We start from the raw sequence: 18,368 nt of genomic DNA, 5'->3' as shown, positions 1-18,368 counted from the left end.
TCACCTCATTCATAGATTAGTAGGATAGCCCATGGCCATATGGGTACATGCCCGGAATGGTGACAGGGAGCTTACCGCTCGGCGATAATTCGCCGCTTAATGCTTTTGCCAGCGCTTTGACGGAAACCGGACGGAAGCCATAAGTCAGGATATTCGCATCTACTTCAGGAAAAGCCAGAATATCATATGGATTTCGCATAGAGGCAACGATGATTTTTTTGCCCGTTTGCTCGAGCTGCTTCACTAATTGCTGCTGGGCAGTGTTGGTATTGGCTGTGTAGGCGGTGATGATGATGCTGTTCGCATTTTGTGAGCGGGAGACAGCTTCAGCAATTTGTGAGGCTGTTGGATTTGCGCTCGTTTCATAGACGCGTGAATCAAAGCCTTTCTGTCCAAGCATTTGTGAAAGCATGGAAGGATTCCCCGTGCTCGGCCCGGTTATAAAGACGGATTCCTCTTGGTTGAGGGGAAGGGCAGACTGGTCATTTTTCACCAATGTAATGCTTGATTCCGTGATTTTATCTGCTTTATCCAGATTTTCTGGAAGTCCAATCTGGTTGATGGCATCCTCTGGCATGGTCGGTTGATGGAATAGGCCTCTCTTAAACTTCAATTCTAGAATCCGGTATACAGATTGCTCTAATCGTTTCTTTGAGATTTCACCAGATTTCACGGCATTTAATACAGCTTCATAGGCGACAGGGACATTTGGCGGGTTAAGGAGGATATCTGCACCGGCTTTGAAGGCCTCCACAGCGACCCGGTCAGGCGGCACGACATTGGCTCCTGACATACCTAAACTATCCGTTATGATGACGCCGTTGAATTTCATCTCTTTGCGCAGAAGGTCCGTCAGAATCGGTTTAGAGAGTGTAGCAGGAAGCCCAGAATCATCTAATGCCGGGACAACGATATGACCGGGCATAATCGCATCAATGCCAGCCTTGATGGCGGCCTTAAACGGTTTAAGGTCAACATTATGCAAGGTTTCCAGGTCATGGTCGATGATTGGGAGACCGTAATGAGAGTCCACATTTGTATCCCCATGCCCCGGGAAGTGCTTGGCCGTTGCGGCAACATGTGATTTTTGATACCCGGTTACCTGGGCTGCTCCGAGTGCTGCGGCTAAGTCAGCGTTCTCGGCAAAGGAACGAACCCCAATGACCGGATTCTCCGGATTGACATTCACATCAAGAGTGGGCGCGAGATCCATATTGATGCCTAGGCTCTTCAGTTCAAGACTCATGATTTTGGCGGAGTCATATGCATTTGGCACCGACCTGGCTGCTCCTAAGGCCATATTCCCTGGGAAGACGGTTGCGGGCTCGGTCACTCGTGCCACCACACCGCCCTCTTGGTCCGTTGAAATGAGCAAGGGGATTTCCATTCTCTGCTTCATGGCAATCCGCTGAATGCCATTAGACAAGGAAAGAGTTTGCCGGGCATTCAAGGGTGTCAGGATGTTATCGGTCCAGTTAAAATAAATCACACCGCCAATATGATATTTTTCAATCGCTTCCTTGAAGTTTTTCACCCCGCGATTATTGGATAGGTTCATTTCTTCATAGGCCGGGTCTGTCGGGGTTTGTCCATATACATGAATCATGAAGAGCTGGCCGACCTTCTCTTCGGTCGTCATTCGTTTCATTTTACTTTGAATCCAGCCTTTGGCAATCTTTCCGTCCTTCCATCCAGGCTTTGCTGCTGAGCCCGTCGTACTTGGAACGGTAAAAGAGAATAGGAGGCTGATAGCAAATAGAAAAGTAAGCGCTTTCTTCATGGCGTTTTCTCTCCTTTTGATTTATTTTTTGCCCTTTTTAAGGGAAATGTCAGCGATGACGGGCAGATGGTCAGAGGCAAGTGTTGAAAGGACATTTGCCTGTTTGACGGTTATTTGCCGGCTTGCAAGTAAATAATCAATCCGGATGTTAGGGGCTATAGCAGGAAACGTAAACCCGTGCTCAGTATGGGTTTCATTCCAGGCATCCTGAAATTGGGCAAATAAGGGGGCAAGCTCAGGAGCATCTGGCGCGGCGTTCATGTCGCCGGCTAGAAAAGAAGCATCCTTTGAATGAGACATGATTTCAAGCATATCGTGAACCTGCATTTGCCGGACGGACGGGTCAGGGCGGAAATCGAGATGGGTGACATAGAAGGATAGCTTAGCTCCTTTGACATTAAGCAGTACTTCTAGAAATCCTGGGGCTGATTCGGGAGATGGGTCAGGGTCTTGCGTTGATAGTCTAGTGATGGAGTGATTTTCAGTCTTTAAGATTGGGTATTTGCTCAGAACCGCAACGCCGTATTGCCTTCTCGGCTCGCCTGTGTTAAGAGGGTCGAAATCATAGATGGGGGCAAAGAAGTAGAACATGTTTAATTCCTCAGCGAGCTCCTTGATCATATTCTCATGATTGCTTCGGCTGCCCCAATGGACGTCAACCTCCTGTAGGGCAATAATGTCAGCACGCGAGATTTTGATTTCCTTGGCAATTCTGCCGCGGTCATACTGCCCATCTGAGCCGATTCCGGCGTGGATATTGTAGGTCATGATTCGCGCGTTTACCGTGGACGGAGCCTTGGCATTAGCGGCGTGAGGGAGAGTGATGGATGACAGGAGCAGCAGGGTCAAGCTGATGACGATAAGGCTTGCTTTTTTCATACACTAATCACCTTCCGTTTTTTAATGGATTGAAGGAATATCCAGGATGTATGAATTTAGCGAGACATATTTTTACATATAATCCCAATTGTTGATAAGAGTTTAGCAAGGATAGAAGGACTTGTCTATGGAGCTTAGGAACCACCGTATAGAGGTAGATTGCATCAAGAAACGACGGAACTAAACGTTTAGTTGGAGAGAATAATGTCAGTTTATGGGCGGGAGGAAAAGAATGTCCATCTAACGCCCCTTTTTATCCAGGTTTAACTAGTAACAAAAAAGATGAGAAAATTCTAAAAAATATAAGTAAATATTTAGGGGATTTTGATATGATGTAAGGAAAAGGATGAGGGGGAGTTATATGTTTACATTTCCAAAGCCAGATGTAGAAGAGTTGCTTCAGTCTATATCGATTATCGATTTTGCTGTCAGTCCAGATGAAAAACAGCTCTTGTTCTGTTCAAACTTCAGCGGGAAATACAATCTTTGGGGCATGGATTTACCGAATGCATTTCCGTACCGGCTGACATTTAATGATCAGCCAAGTGCAGGCTTGCTGTATGACAAAGAAGGCAGATTCGTGATTGCCGGCTTTGATCAGGATGGTGATGAGAATACCCAGTTTTATGCGCTTAAGCCGCATGGGGGAGCATTAAAGCAAGTCGTCTATCAGGAAAACACCCGTAATTTCAATCCGCTATTATCCAAGGATGGAGAGCGTCTATACTATACCTCCTCGAAAGGAAATCCGAGCTATCTTAACAGCTATTGCTTAGACCTCCGTACCGGCGAAGAGACGACGGTCCTTGAGGGAAGCGGCGGCACCACGTACATAGCTGAAGTGAGCGAGGATGAAACAACCATCCTTTATTCCAAGCACTTCACCAATACAAATTCCCTTTACTATGCAAAGGTTGGGGATGAAGAGATTTTATTGACGCCTCCAACCGATCAAGAACATACCGTTAGCTTTGCTGTGCTTGTCTCACCGACAGAAGTCTATCTCGTAACAGACTATGAGGCAGATTTCTCGTACCTTGCCAAATTTGATTTAGAGACAAAGACATTTACGAAGGTGAAGGAAGTGTCAAAAGAGGGATTCACGACTCTGACGTATGATAAGGAAAACCAAATCCTTTATATCATAGCTGAAAAGGGCGTGGAGGATAGACTGTATGCCTATTATTTAGAGAATGGCACATGGGAGAGAATAGAGATTCCATGTGATTTGATTGGGAAGCTAGTCGTCGCTAAGTCAGGCAGCCTTTATCTTTTGGGCCGAGGCTCAACAAAGCTCGGAAACATTTATAAACATGAGCAAGGGGAATGGGTGCAGCTTACTCGAAACAAGATGGCCGGCGTGGCAGAGGAGGATTTCATCGCTCCGAAGGTCGTGACCTATCCATCCTTTGATGGATTGGAGATAGAGGCTTTATTTTATCAGCCGAAGGAAGAGTATGATAAAGGAGAAATTATCCTGTGGCCGCACGGGGGACCGCAGCACGCAGAACGAAAATCATTTAATGCTATCTTCCAATATTTCTTGAGCAATGGCTATAGCATCTTCGCGCCGAATTTCCGTGGCTCCACTGGATATGGTTTAGCTTTTACCAAAATGGTTGAACGGGCATGGGGAGCAGGACCTCGCCTTGATCATATTGCCGGCCTTGATTGGCTCATCGAACAGGGCTATGGATCGAAAGGTGAATTTATCGTGATGGGTGGAAGCTATGGCGGTTATATGAGCTTGCTCTTACACGGGCGTCATGCTGATTATTTCAAGGCTGTCATTGATGTATGCGGGCCGTCCAATCTATTCTCCTTCATCAGCTCTGTCCCTGAAGATTGGAAGCCTGTCATGGATGCATGGGTAGGACATCCGGAAAAAGACCGTGAGAAGCTGATAGAATACTCCCCAAGCACCTATGTTGACCAAATGACGAAGCCAATGCTCGTTGTGCAAGGAGCGAATGACCCGCGTGTCGTTCAGGCTGAATCCGACCAAATCGTCGAAGCACTGAAAGAAAAGGGCCGAGACATTACCTACATCGTCATGGAGGATGAGGGGCATGGATTTGCGAAGAAAGAAAACGAGATAGCCGTCTTCAGACGGATCCTGGCGTTTATGGAGGAGCATGCTGGGCGGAAGGTGAATGTGTAAGTGGAAAGAACAGGGGATATGGTGAAGCAGACAATCTCTTCTCTAAAGAAAAGATTTGATGGCGGGAAGGTCATTCAAGTGCAAACGGAAGAGGGGCATGTATACAATGCCACATGTACATTCAATCCGCCAGCAACCGATGCAGAAATAGCACAATTTGAGTCGGAGACCGGATACATTCTGCCGAAGGATTATAAAGAATTCTTGAAAATCACGAATGGATGCCGTTTGTTTGACGATGTGGAATACGGAGGAGAGGTAGATTTGTACAGCCTGGAAGAAATCATCGAGTACAATCAAGGATATGATGAATATGAGGGCTGTTATGATATCGCCTATATCTATCAGGATAATATCGTCATCCATTCAACATGTGTTTCACAAAATGAGGGAAACTACCTCTTCTGGAAAGGACATATCGACCAATTTGATGAAGCGAGACCATTGGAATCTAACTTTGAATTGTGGGTTGATCGTTTTGTCGTTTGCCAAGGAGCGAAGTTTTGGTGGTGGCCGATTTATACTAGCGCAAATGAGGATAAGCTCAAGAGAAAGGGATTATAATCATGGAAATGAATAGGTTCCAGGTGACGCCCGAAAAAATACAAGGGCGCACGGTCGAAGAAATCGTAGTGACAGATATGGCGGTCGTGATGAAATTTACAGATGGAACATTCTTGGATATTTATCTTGACCAGCAGGGGGCATTGAAGACCTCGATGAATAAGATAGAGGAATAGGATACTCTGGAAGCCGCAAACAAGGAAGATTAGATGTTTGCGGCTTTAATAGCGGTAAGGGGGAAAACCATTGACAGTGTTCTTGATTATTGGTGCCATCGGTTTCTTCATTTCGGGTATTTCGATAGGAGCGTGGACGGATGGACGGCAATATAGGGCAAATTTTCATGTTGAAACGAAAGAAGAACGAAATTTCCGCTTAAAGACAGCGATGATTTCCGGTTTGGTTGGGCTGGTTTCTTTTGGTGTGGCTGGATTGATTTATGTTTTATAAGGTTTAGTAGTCTTCAGAGTGGCTATCAGGCAGTATATTCGGAATCTTCGAAGTGTACGGGTTCGATTGAATTTATTAAAGGGGACTGAAAGTATTGTATAACTTTATATCAGCTGGTGATTTTGAAAATAAAATCATTTCTAAAGGCAATCATTTTCCATCGGTCGATTTTTCTGACGGTCATCTTAATAAACTCTGTGTCTTATTGCATCATCAAATTCAGAAAGAAGAAATAATGAGTCATTTAGGTATTAGTGAGCGAGAGTTTGAATTAAAAATAGATGAACTGGTGAGAGAAGGGCTTATTAAGGAAGAGGGGAGAGAATATGTATTATCCTTTCCTTGCATTACCCAAAAAGAAGGCGATGAATTTTATCGACTCAGCAAAGTGGCGGGCAGCAAGATAGAGAAATTAATAGTTGATCATCTTGATGAAATTCGGACAAAGACAGGCCTAATAGAATCATTGGCCGCCTATCAATTTGAGGAGCTATCTTTCTTTATTATTAGCGGAGTTATGCTAGACTTTATCCAAATTGATTATGTAGAGAAATACTTTTTGCAAAGTGAGCGTCCAAGCCGAAATGGCAGCAGGTATTATTTTTCGTTAATGCAAAAAACATCGGCTGTAAAAGAACCCTTTGGAATCTATGGGAATCATTGTGAAGGTTTCGGTGACTTTTCTTTATGTATGTATGGGAATGACCGGTATAGTACGAAGAATTTTATTACGATGAATGATGAAGAAATAAAAAGTGAGCTGCATATCTCAAACGAAGGTCAATTAATCAAGAGGATAAGAACCGGAGTCGAGATTGATTCAATTATGACAAAGGGAATGGAAAAAATTTATCTGATGAATGATCATGTAATGGTCCCTCTTATAACAAATGAAGATTATAAATTATTGATCAACGTGGCTCGTATTCTAACAGAGGATTTAATTCACGTGTTGGAAAAGGAAAGGACGGCGCTTATTGAAGCGCACAATCTATCGACGTACGAGAACAAAACTACCTTTGAAGAATATTTCATTTGGTATTATCACTTTCTTTATACATATATAACAGATAGTCTGATAGATAAGGGTGTAATCACGAAACCAAAGAATGGGGCATTTAGCTATATATTGGTTTGAAACACCATTCATCCATCCAAAATTATTAAAAAGACTGCTAGGTTGTCTTTTTTTATCATGCTATAATATTCTCCGCTGAGAGTATTGTCAGCATAGGTTTGATTGTACATAGGTGAAGGATGATTTTGGTGGAACGTTTAAAAGGAATTTTGATGATTGTCATTGGCTCGGTGTTTTGGGGAGCGACGGGTCCAATGATGGAATGGCTGCTGCATAATACCGAAATGACGGTTATATTTATGCTTTCCATTCGATTGATGACTGCGGGAATAATTATTTTAACGGTATTGCATGTTCAAAGGAAATCGGTTTTGGCGATCTGGAAGGAACGAACGTGGCGTTTGCAGCTGCTTTTATTTGCTGTTCTTGGTATGGCTCTTTTCAGTTACTCCTTCGTTCGTACAATCGATGAAAGTAACGCTATTGTTGCGACTTTATTGCAATTTTTAGCGCCGATTTTTATCATCGCCTATCTATCGGCTGCTTATAAAGCATGGCCTCAAAAAAATCAGGTGATTGGGATTGCGGGAACGCTTTTCGGATTGTTTTTACTATTAACGAATGGGTCGCTGTCATCGCTGCTAGTGAGTAAAACAGCTTTGATATGGGGAGTTGTGCTCGGGCTTGCCTATGCGTTTTACACCTTATATCCGAAACGGCTTATGGCGAAATGGGGTGTACTGCAAATCGTTGCTTGGGGAATGGTTATTGGAGGTGCGGTCCTAGCCTTCATCGGTCGTATTTGGACATCGGATGAATGGCAGCTATTAAAGGAGCCGGTGATTCTCTTGATGATGCTTGCGTTAGTCTTTCTTAGTACAACTGCGTTTGTCCTGTTTTTAATGAGCTTACATTATATTTCGGCTGTGGAAACGAGTGTATTATCAAGCGTTGAACCGTTAACCTCGATGTTGATCTCTGTCTGTTGGTTCGGAACAATCATACGGGTGTGGCAATTAACAGGCATAGCGCTCATGATTTTCTTCATTGTATTCTTATCGATTACAGGAGCAAAAAAGGAAATAAAGAAACCCGCACACTAGGCGCGGGGGACATACGTATCCAAAAAGGAATCTATTGCTTTTTCGTATTCCTCTGGATTGATGTTGAAGGCTTGAGCATGGGCGCCCTTCTCGAGAAGGACTAATTGCTTAGGCCCTTTTTTGTGCTCGTAAAGCTCCTCACTCATAGTGGGCGGAATAAAGGTATCCTCTAAGGTGTGGATAAATAGGACAGGCTCGTCAATGTTTTCGACTGCCTTTAACGGAGACACTTCCTTTAAGGAATAGCCGTCCCGCCGTTTCAGCCACCAATCGCCAAAGGGAAGAATCATCCATTTCGGCAGATGATAATTCCGTTTAATTAAATGGGCGACCTGTTCGGAGAATTCGGAGAACGGGCAATCAGCTATGTAGAAATCAGCTCCCTTTGGTTTCATTCCTCCATACAGCAGGAGGGTGGCGGCACCCATTGATTCACCGTGAATCCCAATAAGGATATCGTCTCCTTTATCTGCCTTTAACTGTTGGATGACTGACTGAAGGTCATCCTTTTCATAAAAGCCATAGCTGCTCGTCTTTCCCTCTGACTGGCCGTGGCGGCGGTGGTCATAAATCACGGCATTGAAGCCTCTTTTCGTGAATAGGCGAAGGAAGCGAATCGAGTTATATTTATTCTCGGTGATGCCGTGAACGAAAATCATCCACTTTTTTGAACCTGGATTTGGTTCGGCGAAGAGGGTGTGCAGGCGATAGCCATGCTTCGATTGAATCCATTTTTCCTCCTGAGGGATGTTTTTGAATGTCTCTGGGTCATAGCGGCCAGCCTGTACTTCCCGGTCTAAAACGAAATCAATCTCTTTTTTCTTCATGTACATGATTTGGCTGGAGGCGAAGAGACCAACCCCGGTTATGTAAGCAGCGACTCCTCCCGCAAGAGCGAGCCACTTTTTCTTTTTCTTCATATGAGATCCCTCCGATTCTTTCTATATAGCAATAGTTTATCATTCCTTAAGAGAAAGAAAATAATCAAACTGAAGATGAGAATGAAAAGAAAGGAATCTAAGTGAACAGTTTATGATTGTTTGACCGCTTCCATCAGCCAGACGAATGGATTGAGCTGCTGGAAGGTAGCGCGGAAATGATGCTTTTCCAGCACAGATTGCAGAAAAGGAATCGTCGTATAATATTCTGTTCGCAAATCCTCGGCCAGTCTATCGTAATGAACCGCGTCTGCTTTATGAATGGTTTTAAGCAGGGCTTCCTTGGATGGGAACATCGTATCGGCGAAGATGATTTTCCCGCCTGGTGCCAATACCGATGAGTAAAGGGCGATGGCCTGCTCCTTCTCGTCGTCTGTTAAGTGATGAAAGGCATAAGTACTTACAATGGTGTCTATTGGCTGGTCTGTTTGAGGGATATGCAAGAAATCGCCGTCTAGGACAGGAACAGAAGGTAATTTAGTGCTGGCAATCTTCCGCATCACAGCAGAAGGCTCCACACCCGTAATCAGCTCTGCTTTCTTTAATAGCTTTTCAGTCAAATTGCCGGTGCCCACACCATACTCAAGAACATGACCGCTTGCCCTCGAGCTGACGGCATTCAAGATATCCTCATAATGCATGAACACTTCTGCATACTCAGGGTCAACGCCTGAAACTGTCTCGTCATAGGTAGGTGCCCACTCATCAAATAATTGATCAAATTCCCTGCCCATCCGCTGCTCATCTCCTTTAATTATTCATACATTATCTATATGAATAAGGAGTTTTAACGTGCGGTCCAATCTGATAAAATAACAAGGCATAGAATGATATACTGTAAGAAAAAAGGAGTAAGAACAGCATTATGGCAAGAAAAAAACAATCGCAGCGAAAACCGGCTGCCAAACAAGAGGATACGAGCCTTCATCTTGGCGACCTGCTCAATGATGATGTATTAGGGAAGCTGCGTCAGAAGAAGGGCGAATGGGAAGAGGCTGAAAAGAAACGCCAGGAAGAGGCGGAGCGACAGAAGCGTGAAGAGCGCAAGCGCAGGGAAAAGAACAAAAGCTTTGAAGAGCTGTTAAATGAAAGTAATCTGAACTGGAAGAAGTTCAAGGGATGAGCAATAGGAAGAGACGGGGAAAGGAATTCTTCGTCTCTTTACTGTTTTTTAAGGCGAGACTGGAATCGCCCATACCGCAGAAATTCCGCCCATAAGCTATTTCTTTCGCCCATAAATTTTGCCGTTCGCCCATAAATGAGATGATTTCGCCCTTAAACCGAGAATTCGCAATAATTCCGATCAAAGATGAGAGCTCCTCCATCCTTCAAGAGTCAAAACAAACAAGCTGAGCGTGGTTTTAGTCGTAGTTTTTGCTAAAAAACCTTTCTGCACGCCTCCTTTTCATGACAATGTCATTTTCCCCATCCGCACATATACTGTCAATGACTGATTGTGGATTGAAGGTGAAAAAGATGGTGCTCTCGGCCCGAATTGGGGATCAGACAGTAGAATGGTTTAGTGAGCTGGAACAGCATTTCTCGGTGTATAGGAAAGGGATTGTCGGCATCAATCAGACGTTTCAATCGCCATATGGGGAAATGCCGATTATGTATGCGGATTGGACGGCGAGCGGCCGTCTATATCGGCCGATTGAAGCGAAGATCCTTGAAGAGTTTGCGCCTTTCATGGCGAATACACATACGGAGTCTAATGAGACGGGTTCATTTATGACGAATGCGTATCATCATGCGAAAAAGATTATCAAGCAGCATGTCAATGCATCTGAAACAGATGCACTTATTTTCGACGGATTTGGAATGACCTCTGTGATCAATAAGCTGCAGCGGATGCTTGGGCTGCGCATTCCAGAGGCATGGATGCCACAGATACAGCTGGCTTGTGAGGACCGGCCGGTTGTGTTTATCACGCATAGGGAGCACCATTCTAATCACACATCATGGCTTGAGACGGTTTGTGATGTGGTTGTCCTTCCGCAGGGGGCGAACGGAGAGATTGACCCTGCTGCATTAGAAGAGCTGCTTCCGTTCTACAAAGAGCGGCCGCTGAGGATTGGTGCGTTCACCGCTTGCTCGAACGTGACCGGCTTGATGACACCGTATCACCAGCTTGCCCGTATCATGCATGAGCATGATGGCATCTGTCTGGTTGATTTTGCAGCATCCGCTCCATATGTAAAGATGGATATGAATCCCGGCGACCCGCTTGAGGCGCTTGATGCAATTGTGTTTTCTCCCCATAAATTTCTCGGCGGACCAGGGACGAGCGGCGTGATGGTATTGAATCAATCCTTGTATCATAACCAAATACCAGACCATCCTGGCGGGGGTACAGTGAAATGGACGAATCCGTGGGGGGAACATAGCTATTACGATGAGATTGAGGTCAGGGAAGACGGCGGGACACCAGGAATCCTGCAGGGCATCAGAGCCGCATTATGCATTAGACTCAAGGAAGAGATGGGGGTTGAGAAGATGCTCGCTCGGGAGAAGGAATTGCTAAAGGTCATTCTGCCTGGCTTAAAGGCAATTAAGGGAATCCATGTACTTGAAGGGCAGGAGGAGGACCGGTTAGGTATTATTTCTTTCATGGTTCCGGGCGTCCATTATAATTTAATCGTGAAGCTGCTCAACGACCGCTTTGGTATCCAGGTTCGCGGAGGCTGCTCCTGTGCAGGGACATACGGACATTGCCTGCTTAATATTTCTAAGGAACAATCGAATGAGATTATGGAGGCTGTAGAGGCAGGAGATTTATCGGTAAAACCCGGCTGGATTCGCTTTTCCATGCACCCGGTCATGACGAATAAGGAAGCGTATGAATTCCTGCTGGCGATGAGGTCGATTATGAATCATTTGGATGAGTGGAAGCAGGAATATGTGTATGATTCGCAGACAAATGATTATTTCTATCAGGATTTGCATCGGGAGGATTTCGACTGGCTGTTTTATGTATAAATAAGAGGCTAGGACAATAAAAAGCCAAACTATTATAGGTGCTGTTTAAGCATGATTCATAATAGTTCGGCTTTTTTTAGTTGGTTTAATGTTTTGGACACAGCAAATTTAGTTATGTTCCAGCCTCTGCGTATCAGACGCGATGGGCTTCATATTTGCTCATCTTTGTAAGGGAGCGGAGCAGACCAATTTCTTTCTCGCTCAATGGTTTGCTTTTAATGGCGGCCGCATTTTCACAGAGCTGTTCTGGACTGCTGGCCCCAGGGATGACGGCTGCGACCGCTGGTGAAGAGAGCACGTACTGGAAGGCAATCTCGTTCATCGTGCGCTCTGCCAGTGTTTCTTTAATGGATGAAAGAAGCTCCTCAAGCTCTTGATAAGAATAATCAAGATAGCCTTCTTCACGCACTTTAGAAGAGGCCTTGGCGAGCATTTTCTCGGATAAAAGTCCCTTGGCAAGCGGACCTCTAGCAATCACGCTGACATGATGCCCCTCGAGCAGCGAGAACCATTCCTCCGGTCGCCTGTCAAGAAGGCTATATTGCATCATGTTTGAGACGATGCCGGAACGTTGTACATATTCGTGAATGACATTCGGACGAATGGAGGAAATGCCGTATGCCCGAATGAGTCCCTCCTGCTTTAATTCCTCGAATGCTTCAATCGTTTCATCGATTGGGTCATCTAATGTTCCCCCGTGAAGCTGGTACAAATCGATATAATCGGTTTGCAGCCGGCGGAGGCTGTCCTTGACCGCTTGTTTAATATAGGCTTTTGAAGGATCCCAGTTCCAGCTTGTTTTTTCCTCGTTCCAGCGGTTTCCGGCTTTTGTGGCGAGAATGATATCATTTCGGTGCGGCTTTAAGACCTTACCGACGATTTCCTCGTTGACACCAAAATCATACAGGTCAGCTGTGTCGAAATAATTAATGCCTGAATCAAGCGCCTCGCTGAGAATGGAGGCAGCTTTCTTTTCGTCTGTTCCAAGTGACATGCAGCCAAGTCCCATTTCAGAGACATATAGGCCGGATTGACCCAATTGCCGTTTATTCATGAAATCACTCCTTCAATCGTTGTCATTGCTTCTATTGTAACGAAAGGAGTGCGATCCGTCATTTTATACGTTGAGCATCGCGTATCATGTCAAGAACATAGACATATTTCTGGCTGTATTCCCGCAGCTTTGCCCGTACCTCCCAGGCTTTCCCGCTCATAATTATTTGATTTCCACTAATTTTCACTCTCATTGTCCCACCCCTTTGGACATGCTATATGGTAGAATATATGAACAAATGCACTTGTTAGACCAAAAAGGAGAGAGAATCAGTATGTACAAATATGAAGAAAAAACCGTCAGCACAAAGCCAATCTTCAAGGGACGCATCTTGGATGTCCGTGTCGATGAGGTCCTTTTGCCAAATGGCAAGACTTCTACGAGAGAATTAATTAAGCATCCAGGGGCAGTGGCGATTATCATGGTGACGGATGACAATAAAATTGTTCTAGTAGAGCAATACCGTAAGCCAATGGAAAAACCGCTTGTGGAAATCCCGGCCGGAAAATTAGATGAGGGTGAAGAGCCGCTCGCTTGTGCGATGCGCGAGATGGAAGAAGAGACCGGCTATGAGTGTGAATCCATGGATAAGCTGATTTCCCTGTACACATCCCCTGGATTTGCGGATGAAATTATACATATTTATGTGGCGAAGGGCTTGAAGAAGAAAGAGAATGCAAAGGGCCTTGATGAAGATGAATTCGTAGACTTGATGGAGGTTACGCTTGAGGAGGCGCTTGAGCTCATTAAGGAAGAGAGAATTCAAGACGCGAAGACGGCGTACGCTATTCAATACTTGCAATTGCAAGAGGCGCTATCGAAGTAATGAACATTTATTACGGGGATTTTCACATACATGTGGGGAGAACGATGAGCGGCCGTCCGGTTAAAATCACTGGCGCACGCTCGTTAACGATTGAAAGCATCTTGGATTATGCGGCTAACAAGAAGGGGCTTGATATGGTCGGGGTAATTGATTGCCATGTTCCGGAGGTCATTGAGGAGCTTAGACTGCTTATTCAAAAGGGGGAATTGGCTGAGCTTCCAGAAGGAGGCCTGCGCTATAAGGACGGAACGGTATTAATTCCGGGAAGCGAGATTGAAATCAATGATGAACATTGCAAGGGGCCGGTTCATGTGCTTGCCTTCTTCTCGAATCTAGCACAAATGGTGCTTTTCTCGAACTGGTTCTCTGAGAGAGTGAAGAACATTACGCTCAGCTCACAGCGAATCTATGAGCAGGGAACCGTCCTGCAGGAGAAGGTGAAAGAGCTCGGCGGCCTGTTCATCCCAGCTCATATCTTCACGCCGCATAAAAGTATGTTCGGAAAAGGTGTCCATCAATCACTCACAGAGATCTTTCGTCCTGAACTTATTGATGCGGTTGAATTAGGCCTTAGCGCCGATACCGCTATGGCCTCCCATTTAAGTGAGCTTGATGCCTATCCTTTCTTGACGAATAGTGATGCCCATTCCTTGCCGAAGCTTGCACGGGAATACCAGCAGCTGCTCTTGGAAAAGCCAAGCTTTGACGAATGGGTAAAGGCGCTTCGCGGGGAAGATGGCCGCAGGATTGTTGCTAACTACGGATTGAATCCTTATCTCGGGAAATACCATGAAACGGTTTGCGAGAATTGCGGGGAAACGCTTGAAGCCTATCAGGCTAGATGCCCGTATTGCGGCTCTACGCATGTGACAAAAGGGGTGGCTGAGCGGATTCAGGAGCTTTCGGACCGAGATGGGGAGGAGGCTGCAGTAAATCGGCCGCCTTATATTCATCACATCCCGCTTGAATTCCTGCCAGGACTTGGGCCGAAAACGCTGGATAAGCTCATTGCCCGCTTTGGGTCAGAAATGGCAGTCATCCATGAAGCCACCTTTGAGGAGCTGTCAGAGGTCGTGCCGGAGAAGATAGCCAGACTGATTCAGCAGGCAAGGGAAGGCCGTCTCGCTTTGCAAAAAGGCGGTGGCGGTATATACGGTAAAGTGATTCATGAATAACGAATGCTTTGGAGGTTCAATTCTTTTGGATTGAACCTTTTTTATGTAAAGGGGATGTATGGGGTGGAGATAAATGTTCAATTCTGGACGGTCTGCATGGTTCAAAAGGGAGACTATGTGTTGCTGCTCGACAGGCAGCATGATGATTTTAAAGGGTTTATCCCTCCGGGTGGGAAAGTAGAGTTTCCTGAAAGCTTAACAGAAGCAGCCATTCGAGAGGTGAAGGAAGAAACGGGGCTGGAAGTGAGCCATCTCCAATACAAAGGGATCTATGAGTACGTGAATCCAGCAAAAAATGACCGGTACATGATTTTCAACTATTTAACGAAGAACTATAGCGGGACACTTCTGGAAGATTCGCGCGAAGGCAAGCCGGTTTGGATTCACAAGGATGAAGCGGTCAATCTCCCGATGCAGCCCTCAATCAAAAGGCGATTCCCTTTGTTTTTTGAAGATGGAACCTTTGAAATTCATGTTGTTTGGGATGAAGAGAAGAATCAAGAAGGCAGCGTAAGCATAAAGAAAACATGAATCTCAATGATTAGATTTATGAACATACCTTTTCATGCGGATTCTGCTGACTTTTTCAGTTTTTATGGATCTAGCATTAGTCATATTTCACAATAGTAGTTACGCCAAATTCCGAAACGATTGTTCGATGGCTGAGTTCTTCTGCCCATTTTTGGGGGGTAAGCTGATATGTTCCAAATTGATTTTGGTAGGTGTATTGGCCAATGTTGATTAATATTGGCTCTGGTTTTTCAAGAACACGCTGGATAGATTCTTCATACCAATGCTGAACAGGTATCTCATATAGCTCGAAAACATCGCCTAGCTCCATGTATTTTTCTAAATAAACAAAGAAATAGGGCTGATCCAGACCATGAGCCTCGTATATATAAGGCATGGTGATAATGGGCTTCAGAATATCGTACCAGTATTCATCTGTATCGTGCACGGAAAAATACATATCTGAATCATACGAATCTTTATCATTATATTCCGCTATTTCCTCAAGGATATTTAATGGCCTGGACGAGGCTAAAAATTGAATGCGTGACATTGAACAAACCTCCATTCAATTCTCTAAGGTCATTATACTAGATTTGCTTGCACAGAGCCTGCTATTAAAATAGGCAAAAGGAGCCTTACTACAGCTCCTTTTCCACAACTTGATCATCTTGAATGATGAGGCTTTTATGTATACCCTCTTTCAGCAATTGCCAATAAATCATTCCATTTGCCTCATAGATTTTTTCCATCCCAAGCTTTTCAAGTACCCGAATGGAAGCGAGGTTGTCATTAGCTGTTTCGGCAACGAGAAATTGAACTTCATTCGTTTTGAATGCCCAATCAATCAGGGCACGGGCAGATTCGGTCGCAAAACCTTGATTCCGGTATTCTTCAACAAAGCCATAGCCAATTTCGGCCATACGTTCTTCAGCTGGGCGTCCCTTGAATCCAATATCTCCAATGATTTGGCCGTTCTCTTTCAGCATGACAAACCATGGCCCCCAATTCTGCTGGCTTTGGTCCTTTTCCAGCTCTCCTAAGTATAAGTCGATATGTGAACCGCTGTTGTACCCTTGCTTCAAAGCCGTTTCGTTCATTTGGACAGAAACGGGTTTGAGGATGAGTCTTTCCGTCTCTATTCTCATGATTTCGCCTCCTTTATAAATGATGACGATGATTCGAAATTTATGACTATTATACCATTTTTCTATGATCAGATTGCATGTCGTTTAGAGGAGGAAATATCCGATATTGGTAGAACAGTATAAGAGTATGATAGAAATGAAATGAGGGGATTTCTTTGAAGGAATTTGTCATTGAAAAGATGAATATGATCGTCGTGCATGTAAAGGAATTGGAGCGTTCCATCCGTTTCTACCGGGATGTACTTGGCCTTGCGCTGGAACAGGAGGAGGAAGGGATGGCCTATTTCTCGATTGGGACAGGAAAAGAAAGGGTAAGCTTGATGCTGCATAGCACAGCCGAGCCCGAGCCGGCAGACTATGGAATCGGATTGGATTTTCAGGTGGATGATGCTGAGGCAGCTATAGCGGCTATCAGAGGGTTAGGTGGAAGGATTGTACAAGAGCCGATCATTCGTGAATGGGGCGTAAAGGAAGCAGTGATTGCTGACCCGGATGGATATAAGCTCTGGGTGGTTGAGCCGATGAGTTCATAATGACAAGGAGGATACATAATTGAAAGAAAAACGAAAATGCACCGTATTTATTGCGACAAGCTTGGACGGCTATATTACAGGAGAGAATGAATCTTTAGAATGGCTCTTTCAGGTGGAAGGTGAAGGGGATAATGGAATCGGTGAATTCTACGATACTGTGGATACGATTCTCATGGGCAGGAAAACGTACGACTGGATCATGAAGTATGAGAAGGAAGAATTTCCTTATAAGGGCAAGGACTGCTTTGTGTTTACGCGTTCTGCTAAAGCAAATACCGAATACGTGAACTTTGTGAATGAACCGCCTGCTCAGCTGGTAAAGAAGCTGAAGGGTGAGGAGGGAAAAGTCATTTGGCTCATGGGAGGCGGAGAGCTGCTGCATGATTTCTTGAAGGAGAATCTTGTGGATGAGCTCATCTTGACCATTGCTCCTGTCATACTTGGAAAGGGGACGCCGCTTTTTGGAAAAGGTGATGTAGAAACGGCTCTTGTCCTGAAGCGAGTAAGACCGTTCAATCAATTTGTGGAGCTTTCCTACGAGGTTAAATAAAGAATGGGCGCTATGAGAGCGCCCAGTGATCTAACGGATTTTGGAATAAACGCATGTGCTCCTAAGGGCGGTGCCTGGCGAATCATAGCTGTCATGACGCAGGATTCCTTCAAGGGTAAATCCGTTATTTTCTGGAATGCGGCGGGATGCCGTGTTCTCTGTATCCACTCGAATCTCAATCCGATTGGCGTTCAGTTCATCAAAGGCAAAGCGGGTGAGCAGATTGACAGCTTCTGTTACATAGCCGTTCTTTGCATAGCGGCTATCTACCCAATAGCCTATTTCAAACTTCCGCGTATCCCAGTCAATGCGGTGCAGGCCTGTTGAGCCAAGGAAGGCGTCGTCTGCTTTTCGCATAATATTGAGCCTGAGGTCCTTACGCAGGATGAAGTTGGCAAATGATTCGCGGACATTGGCTTCTGTCAATTCCTCCGCCTGTGTCATATTTGCCCATGGCATCCAAGGCTTCAGCTCCTCCAGCGATGCCATCACGGCCTCATAGATCATAGGGCCGTCGCCCGGCTTGCATGTGCGAAGATAGATTCGCTCTCCTTCTATTCTTTCTGGAATGTCCACTAAGATTGGATTCATTTTTTTCTCCCCCTGCTCGTGCCGGCATTACCCGGCATCATTCGTAAAA

General features: G+C 45.1%; 22 protein-coding genes. 13 read left to right on the top strand and 9 right to left on the bottom strand.

Annotated elements, in window-relative coordinates; genetic code table 11:
* Positions 1-16: 16 nt before the first annotated feature.
* Positions 17-1,780, bottom strand: coding sequence for a glycoside hydrolase family 3 protein (locus ACY8DX_RS13480; RefSeq protein WP_462405390.1), 1,764 nt, complete (start codon positions 1,778-1,780; stop codon positions 17-19).
* A 21-nt stretch (positions 1,781-1,801) separates the two neighbouring features.
* On the bottom strand, positions 1,802-2,659 hold the full coding sequence (locus ACY8DX_RS13475; protein WP_462405389.1) for an endonuclease/exonuclease/phosphatase family protein: 858 nt from the start codon (positions 2,657-2,659) through the stop codon (positions 1,802-1,804).
* A 361-nt stretch (positions 2,660-3,020) separates the two neighbouring features.
* Between ACY8DX_RS13475 and ACY8DX_RS13470 the strand changes: the two genes are divergently transcribed.
* The 6 genes from ACY8DX_RS13470 to ACY8DX_RS13445 all read left to right on the top strand — a co-directional run bounded on the left by ACY8DX_RS13470 (position 3,021) and on the right by ACY8DX_RS13445 (position 8,015).
* Entirely contained in the window at positions 3,021-4,820 is a 1,800-nt protein-coding gene (locus ACY8DX_RS13470) for a S9 family peptidase (protein ID WP_462405388.1), read from the top strand.
* On the top strand, positions 4,821-5,384 hold the full coding sequence (locus ACY8DX_RS13465; RefSeq protein WP_462405387.1) for an SMI1/KNR4 family protein: 564 nt from the start codon (positions 4,821-4,823) through the stop codon (positions 5,382-5,384).
* Between the two features lie 2 nt (positions 5,385-5,386).
* Positions 5,387-5,560, top strand: coding sequence for a hypothetical protein (locus tag ACY8DX_RS13460; RefSeq protein ID WP_197089911.1), 174 nt, complete (start codon positions 5,387-5,389; stop codon positions 5,558-5,560).
* A 76-nt stretch (positions 5,561-5,636) separates the two neighbouring features.
* Complete coding sequence (locus ACY8DX_RS13455) at positions 5,637-5,834, top strand: DUF5316 family protein (RefSeq protein ID WP_231589595.1); 198 nt, start codon at positions 5,637-5,639, stop codon at positions 5,832-5,834.
* 94 nt (positions 5,835-5,928) lie between these two features.
* The gene (locus ACY8DX_RS13450; RefSeq protein ID WP_462405386.1) at positions 5,929-6,972 is read left to right on the top strand and encodes a hypothetical protein; all 1,044 of its coding nucleotides are present in this window, start codon (positions 5,929-5,931) and stop codon (positions 6,970-6,972) included.
* 128 nt (positions 6,973-7,100) lie between these two features.
* On the top strand, positions 7,101-8,015 hold the full coding sequence (locus ACY8DX_RS13445; protein ID WP_462405385.1) for a DMT family transporter: 915 nt from the start codon (positions 7,101-7,103) through the stop codon (positions 8,013-8,015).
* Here the strand turns inward: ACY8DX_RS13445 and ACY8DX_RS13440 are convergent.
* Complete coding sequence (locus ACY8DX_RS13440) at positions 8,012-8,935, bottom strand: alpha/beta hydrolase (RefSeq protein WP_462405384.1); 924 nt, start codon at positions 8,933-8,935, stop codon at positions 8,012-8,014. The genes ACY8DX_RS13445 and ACY8DX_RS13440 overlap by 4 nt on opposite strands.
* A 110-nt stretch (positions 8,936-9,045) precedes the next feature.
* A complete protein-coding gene (locus ACY8DX_RS13435; RefSeq protein WP_462405383.1) occupies positions 9,046-9,687 on the bottom strand; it encodes a class I SAM-dependent methyltransferase in 642 nt (213 codons plus the stop codon).
* A gap of 131 nt (positions 9,688-9,818) precedes the next feature.
* On the opposite strand from ACY8DX_RS13435, the gene ACY8DX_RS13430 reads away from it, so the two are divergent.
* Positions 9,819-10,076 carry a YqkE family protein gene (locus ACY8DX_RS13430; RefSeq protein WP_462405382.1) on the top strand — a complete coding sequence of 86 codons (258 nt, stop codon included), beginning with the start codon at positions 9,819-9,821 and terminating at the stop codon, positions 10,074-10,076.
* 353 nt (positions 10,077-10,429) lie between these two features.
* Positions 10,430-11,932: an aminotransferase class V-fold PLP-dependent enzyme gene (locus ACY8DX_RS13425; RefSeq protein ID WP_462406945.1), complete on the top strand. Its 1,503-nt coding sequence runs from the start codon at positions 10,430-10,432 to the stop codon at positions 11,930-11,932.
* A 133-nt stretch (positions 11,933-12,065) separates the two neighbouring features.
* On the opposite strand, the gene ACY8DX_RS13420 is transcribed toward ACY8DX_RS13425, so the two are convergent.
* Positions 12,066-12,986 carry an aldo/keto reductase gene (locus ACY8DX_RS13420; protein ID WP_462405381.1) on the bottom strand — a complete coding sequence of 307 codons (921 nt, stop codon included), beginning with the start codon at positions 12,984-12,986 and terminating at the stop codon, positions 12,066-12,068.
* A 58-nt stretch (positions 12,987-13,044) separates the two neighbouring features.
* A complete protein-coding gene (mciZ, locus tag ACY8DX_RS13415) occupies positions 13,045-13,179 on the bottom strand; it encodes a Z-ring formation inhibitor MciZ (RefSeq protein ID WP_082197061.1) in 135 nt (44 codons plus the stop codon).
* Between the two features lie 81 nt (positions 13,180-13,260).
* Here mciZ and ACY8DX_RS13410 point away from each other — a divergent pair, with 81 nt between their 5' ends.
* Genes ACY8DX_RS13410 through ACY8DX_RS13400 form a run of 3 tightly spaced genes read left to right on the top strand, consistent with a single transcriptional unit; the run spans position 13,261 to position 15,518 of the window.
* The gene (locus tag ACY8DX_RS13410; protein ID WP_049670493.1) at positions 13,261-13,812 is read left to right on the top strand and encodes an NUDIX domain-containing protein; all 552 of its coding nucleotides are present in this window, start codon (positions 13,261-13,263) and stop codon (positions 13,810-13,812) included.
* Positions 13,812-14,987, top strand: a complete 1,176-nt coding sequence (locus ACY8DX_RS13405; protein WP_462405380.1) for a TIGR00375 family protein — start codon at positions 13,812-13,814, stop codon at positions 14,985-14,987. The genes ACY8DX_RS13410 and ACY8DX_RS13405 overlap by 1 nt, the downstream gene beginning before the upstream one ends.
* Before the next feature lie 54 nt (positions 14,988-15,041).
* On the top strand, positions 15,042-15,518 hold the full coding sequence (locus tag ACY8DX_RS13400) for an 8-oxo-dGTP diphosphatase (RefSeq protein WP_462406944.1): 477 nt from the start codon (positions 15,042-15,044) through the stop codon (positions 15,516-15,518).
* Between the two features lie 76 nt (positions 15,519-15,594).
* Here the strand turns inward: ACY8DX_RS13400 and ACY8DX_RS13395 are convergent, their stop codons facing one another.
* Positions 15,595-16,050 carry a hypothetical protein gene (locus ACY8DX_RS13395; RefSeq protein WP_462405379.1) on the bottom strand — a complete coding sequence of 152 codons (456 nt, stop codon included), beginning with the start codon at positions 16,048-16,050 and terminating at the stop codon, positions 15,595-15,597.
* An 88-nt stretch (positions 16,051-16,138) separates the two neighbouring features.
* Positions 16,139-16,645, bottom strand: a complete 507-nt coding sequence (locus ACY8DX_RS13390; RefSeq protein WP_462405378.1) for a GNAT family N-acetyltransferase — start codon at positions 16,643-16,645, stop codon at positions 16,139-16,141.
* Positions 16,646-16,800: 155 nt separating this feature from the next.
* Here ACY8DX_RS13390 and ACY8DX_RS13385 point away from each other — a divergent pair, with 155 nt between their 5' ends.
* Together ACY8DX_RS13385 and ACY8DX_RS13380 are read left to right on the top strand one after the other, a co-directional pair.
* Positions 16,801-17,178, top strand: coding sequence for a VOC family protein (locus ACY8DX_RS13385; protein ID WP_439803020.1), 378 nt, complete (start codon positions 16,801-16,803; stop codon positions 17,176-17,178).
* Between the two features lie 19 nt (positions 17,179-17,197).
* On the top strand, positions 17,198-17,728 hold the full coding sequence (locus tag ACY8DX_RS13380) for a dihydrofolate reductase family protein (RefSeq protein WP_049670498.1): 531 nt from the start codon (positions 17,198-17,200) through the stop codon (positions 17,726-17,728).
* Between the two features lie 30 nt (positions 17,729-17,758).
* On the opposite strand, the gene ACY8DX_RS13375 is transcribed toward ACY8DX_RS13380, so the two are convergent.
* Entirely contained in the window at positions 17,759-18,319 is a 561-nt protein-coding gene (locus ACY8DX_RS13375) for a GNAT family N-acetyltransferase (protein WP_462405377.1), read from the bottom strand.
* Positions 18,320-18,368: the final 49 nt, after the last annotated feature.

This window comes from Gracilibacillus sp. Marseille-QA3620, assembly GCF_054950035.1.
The sequence above is the reverse complement of the archived record's forward strand: the minus strand, read 5'-3'. Positions and strand labels throughout refer to the sequence as shown.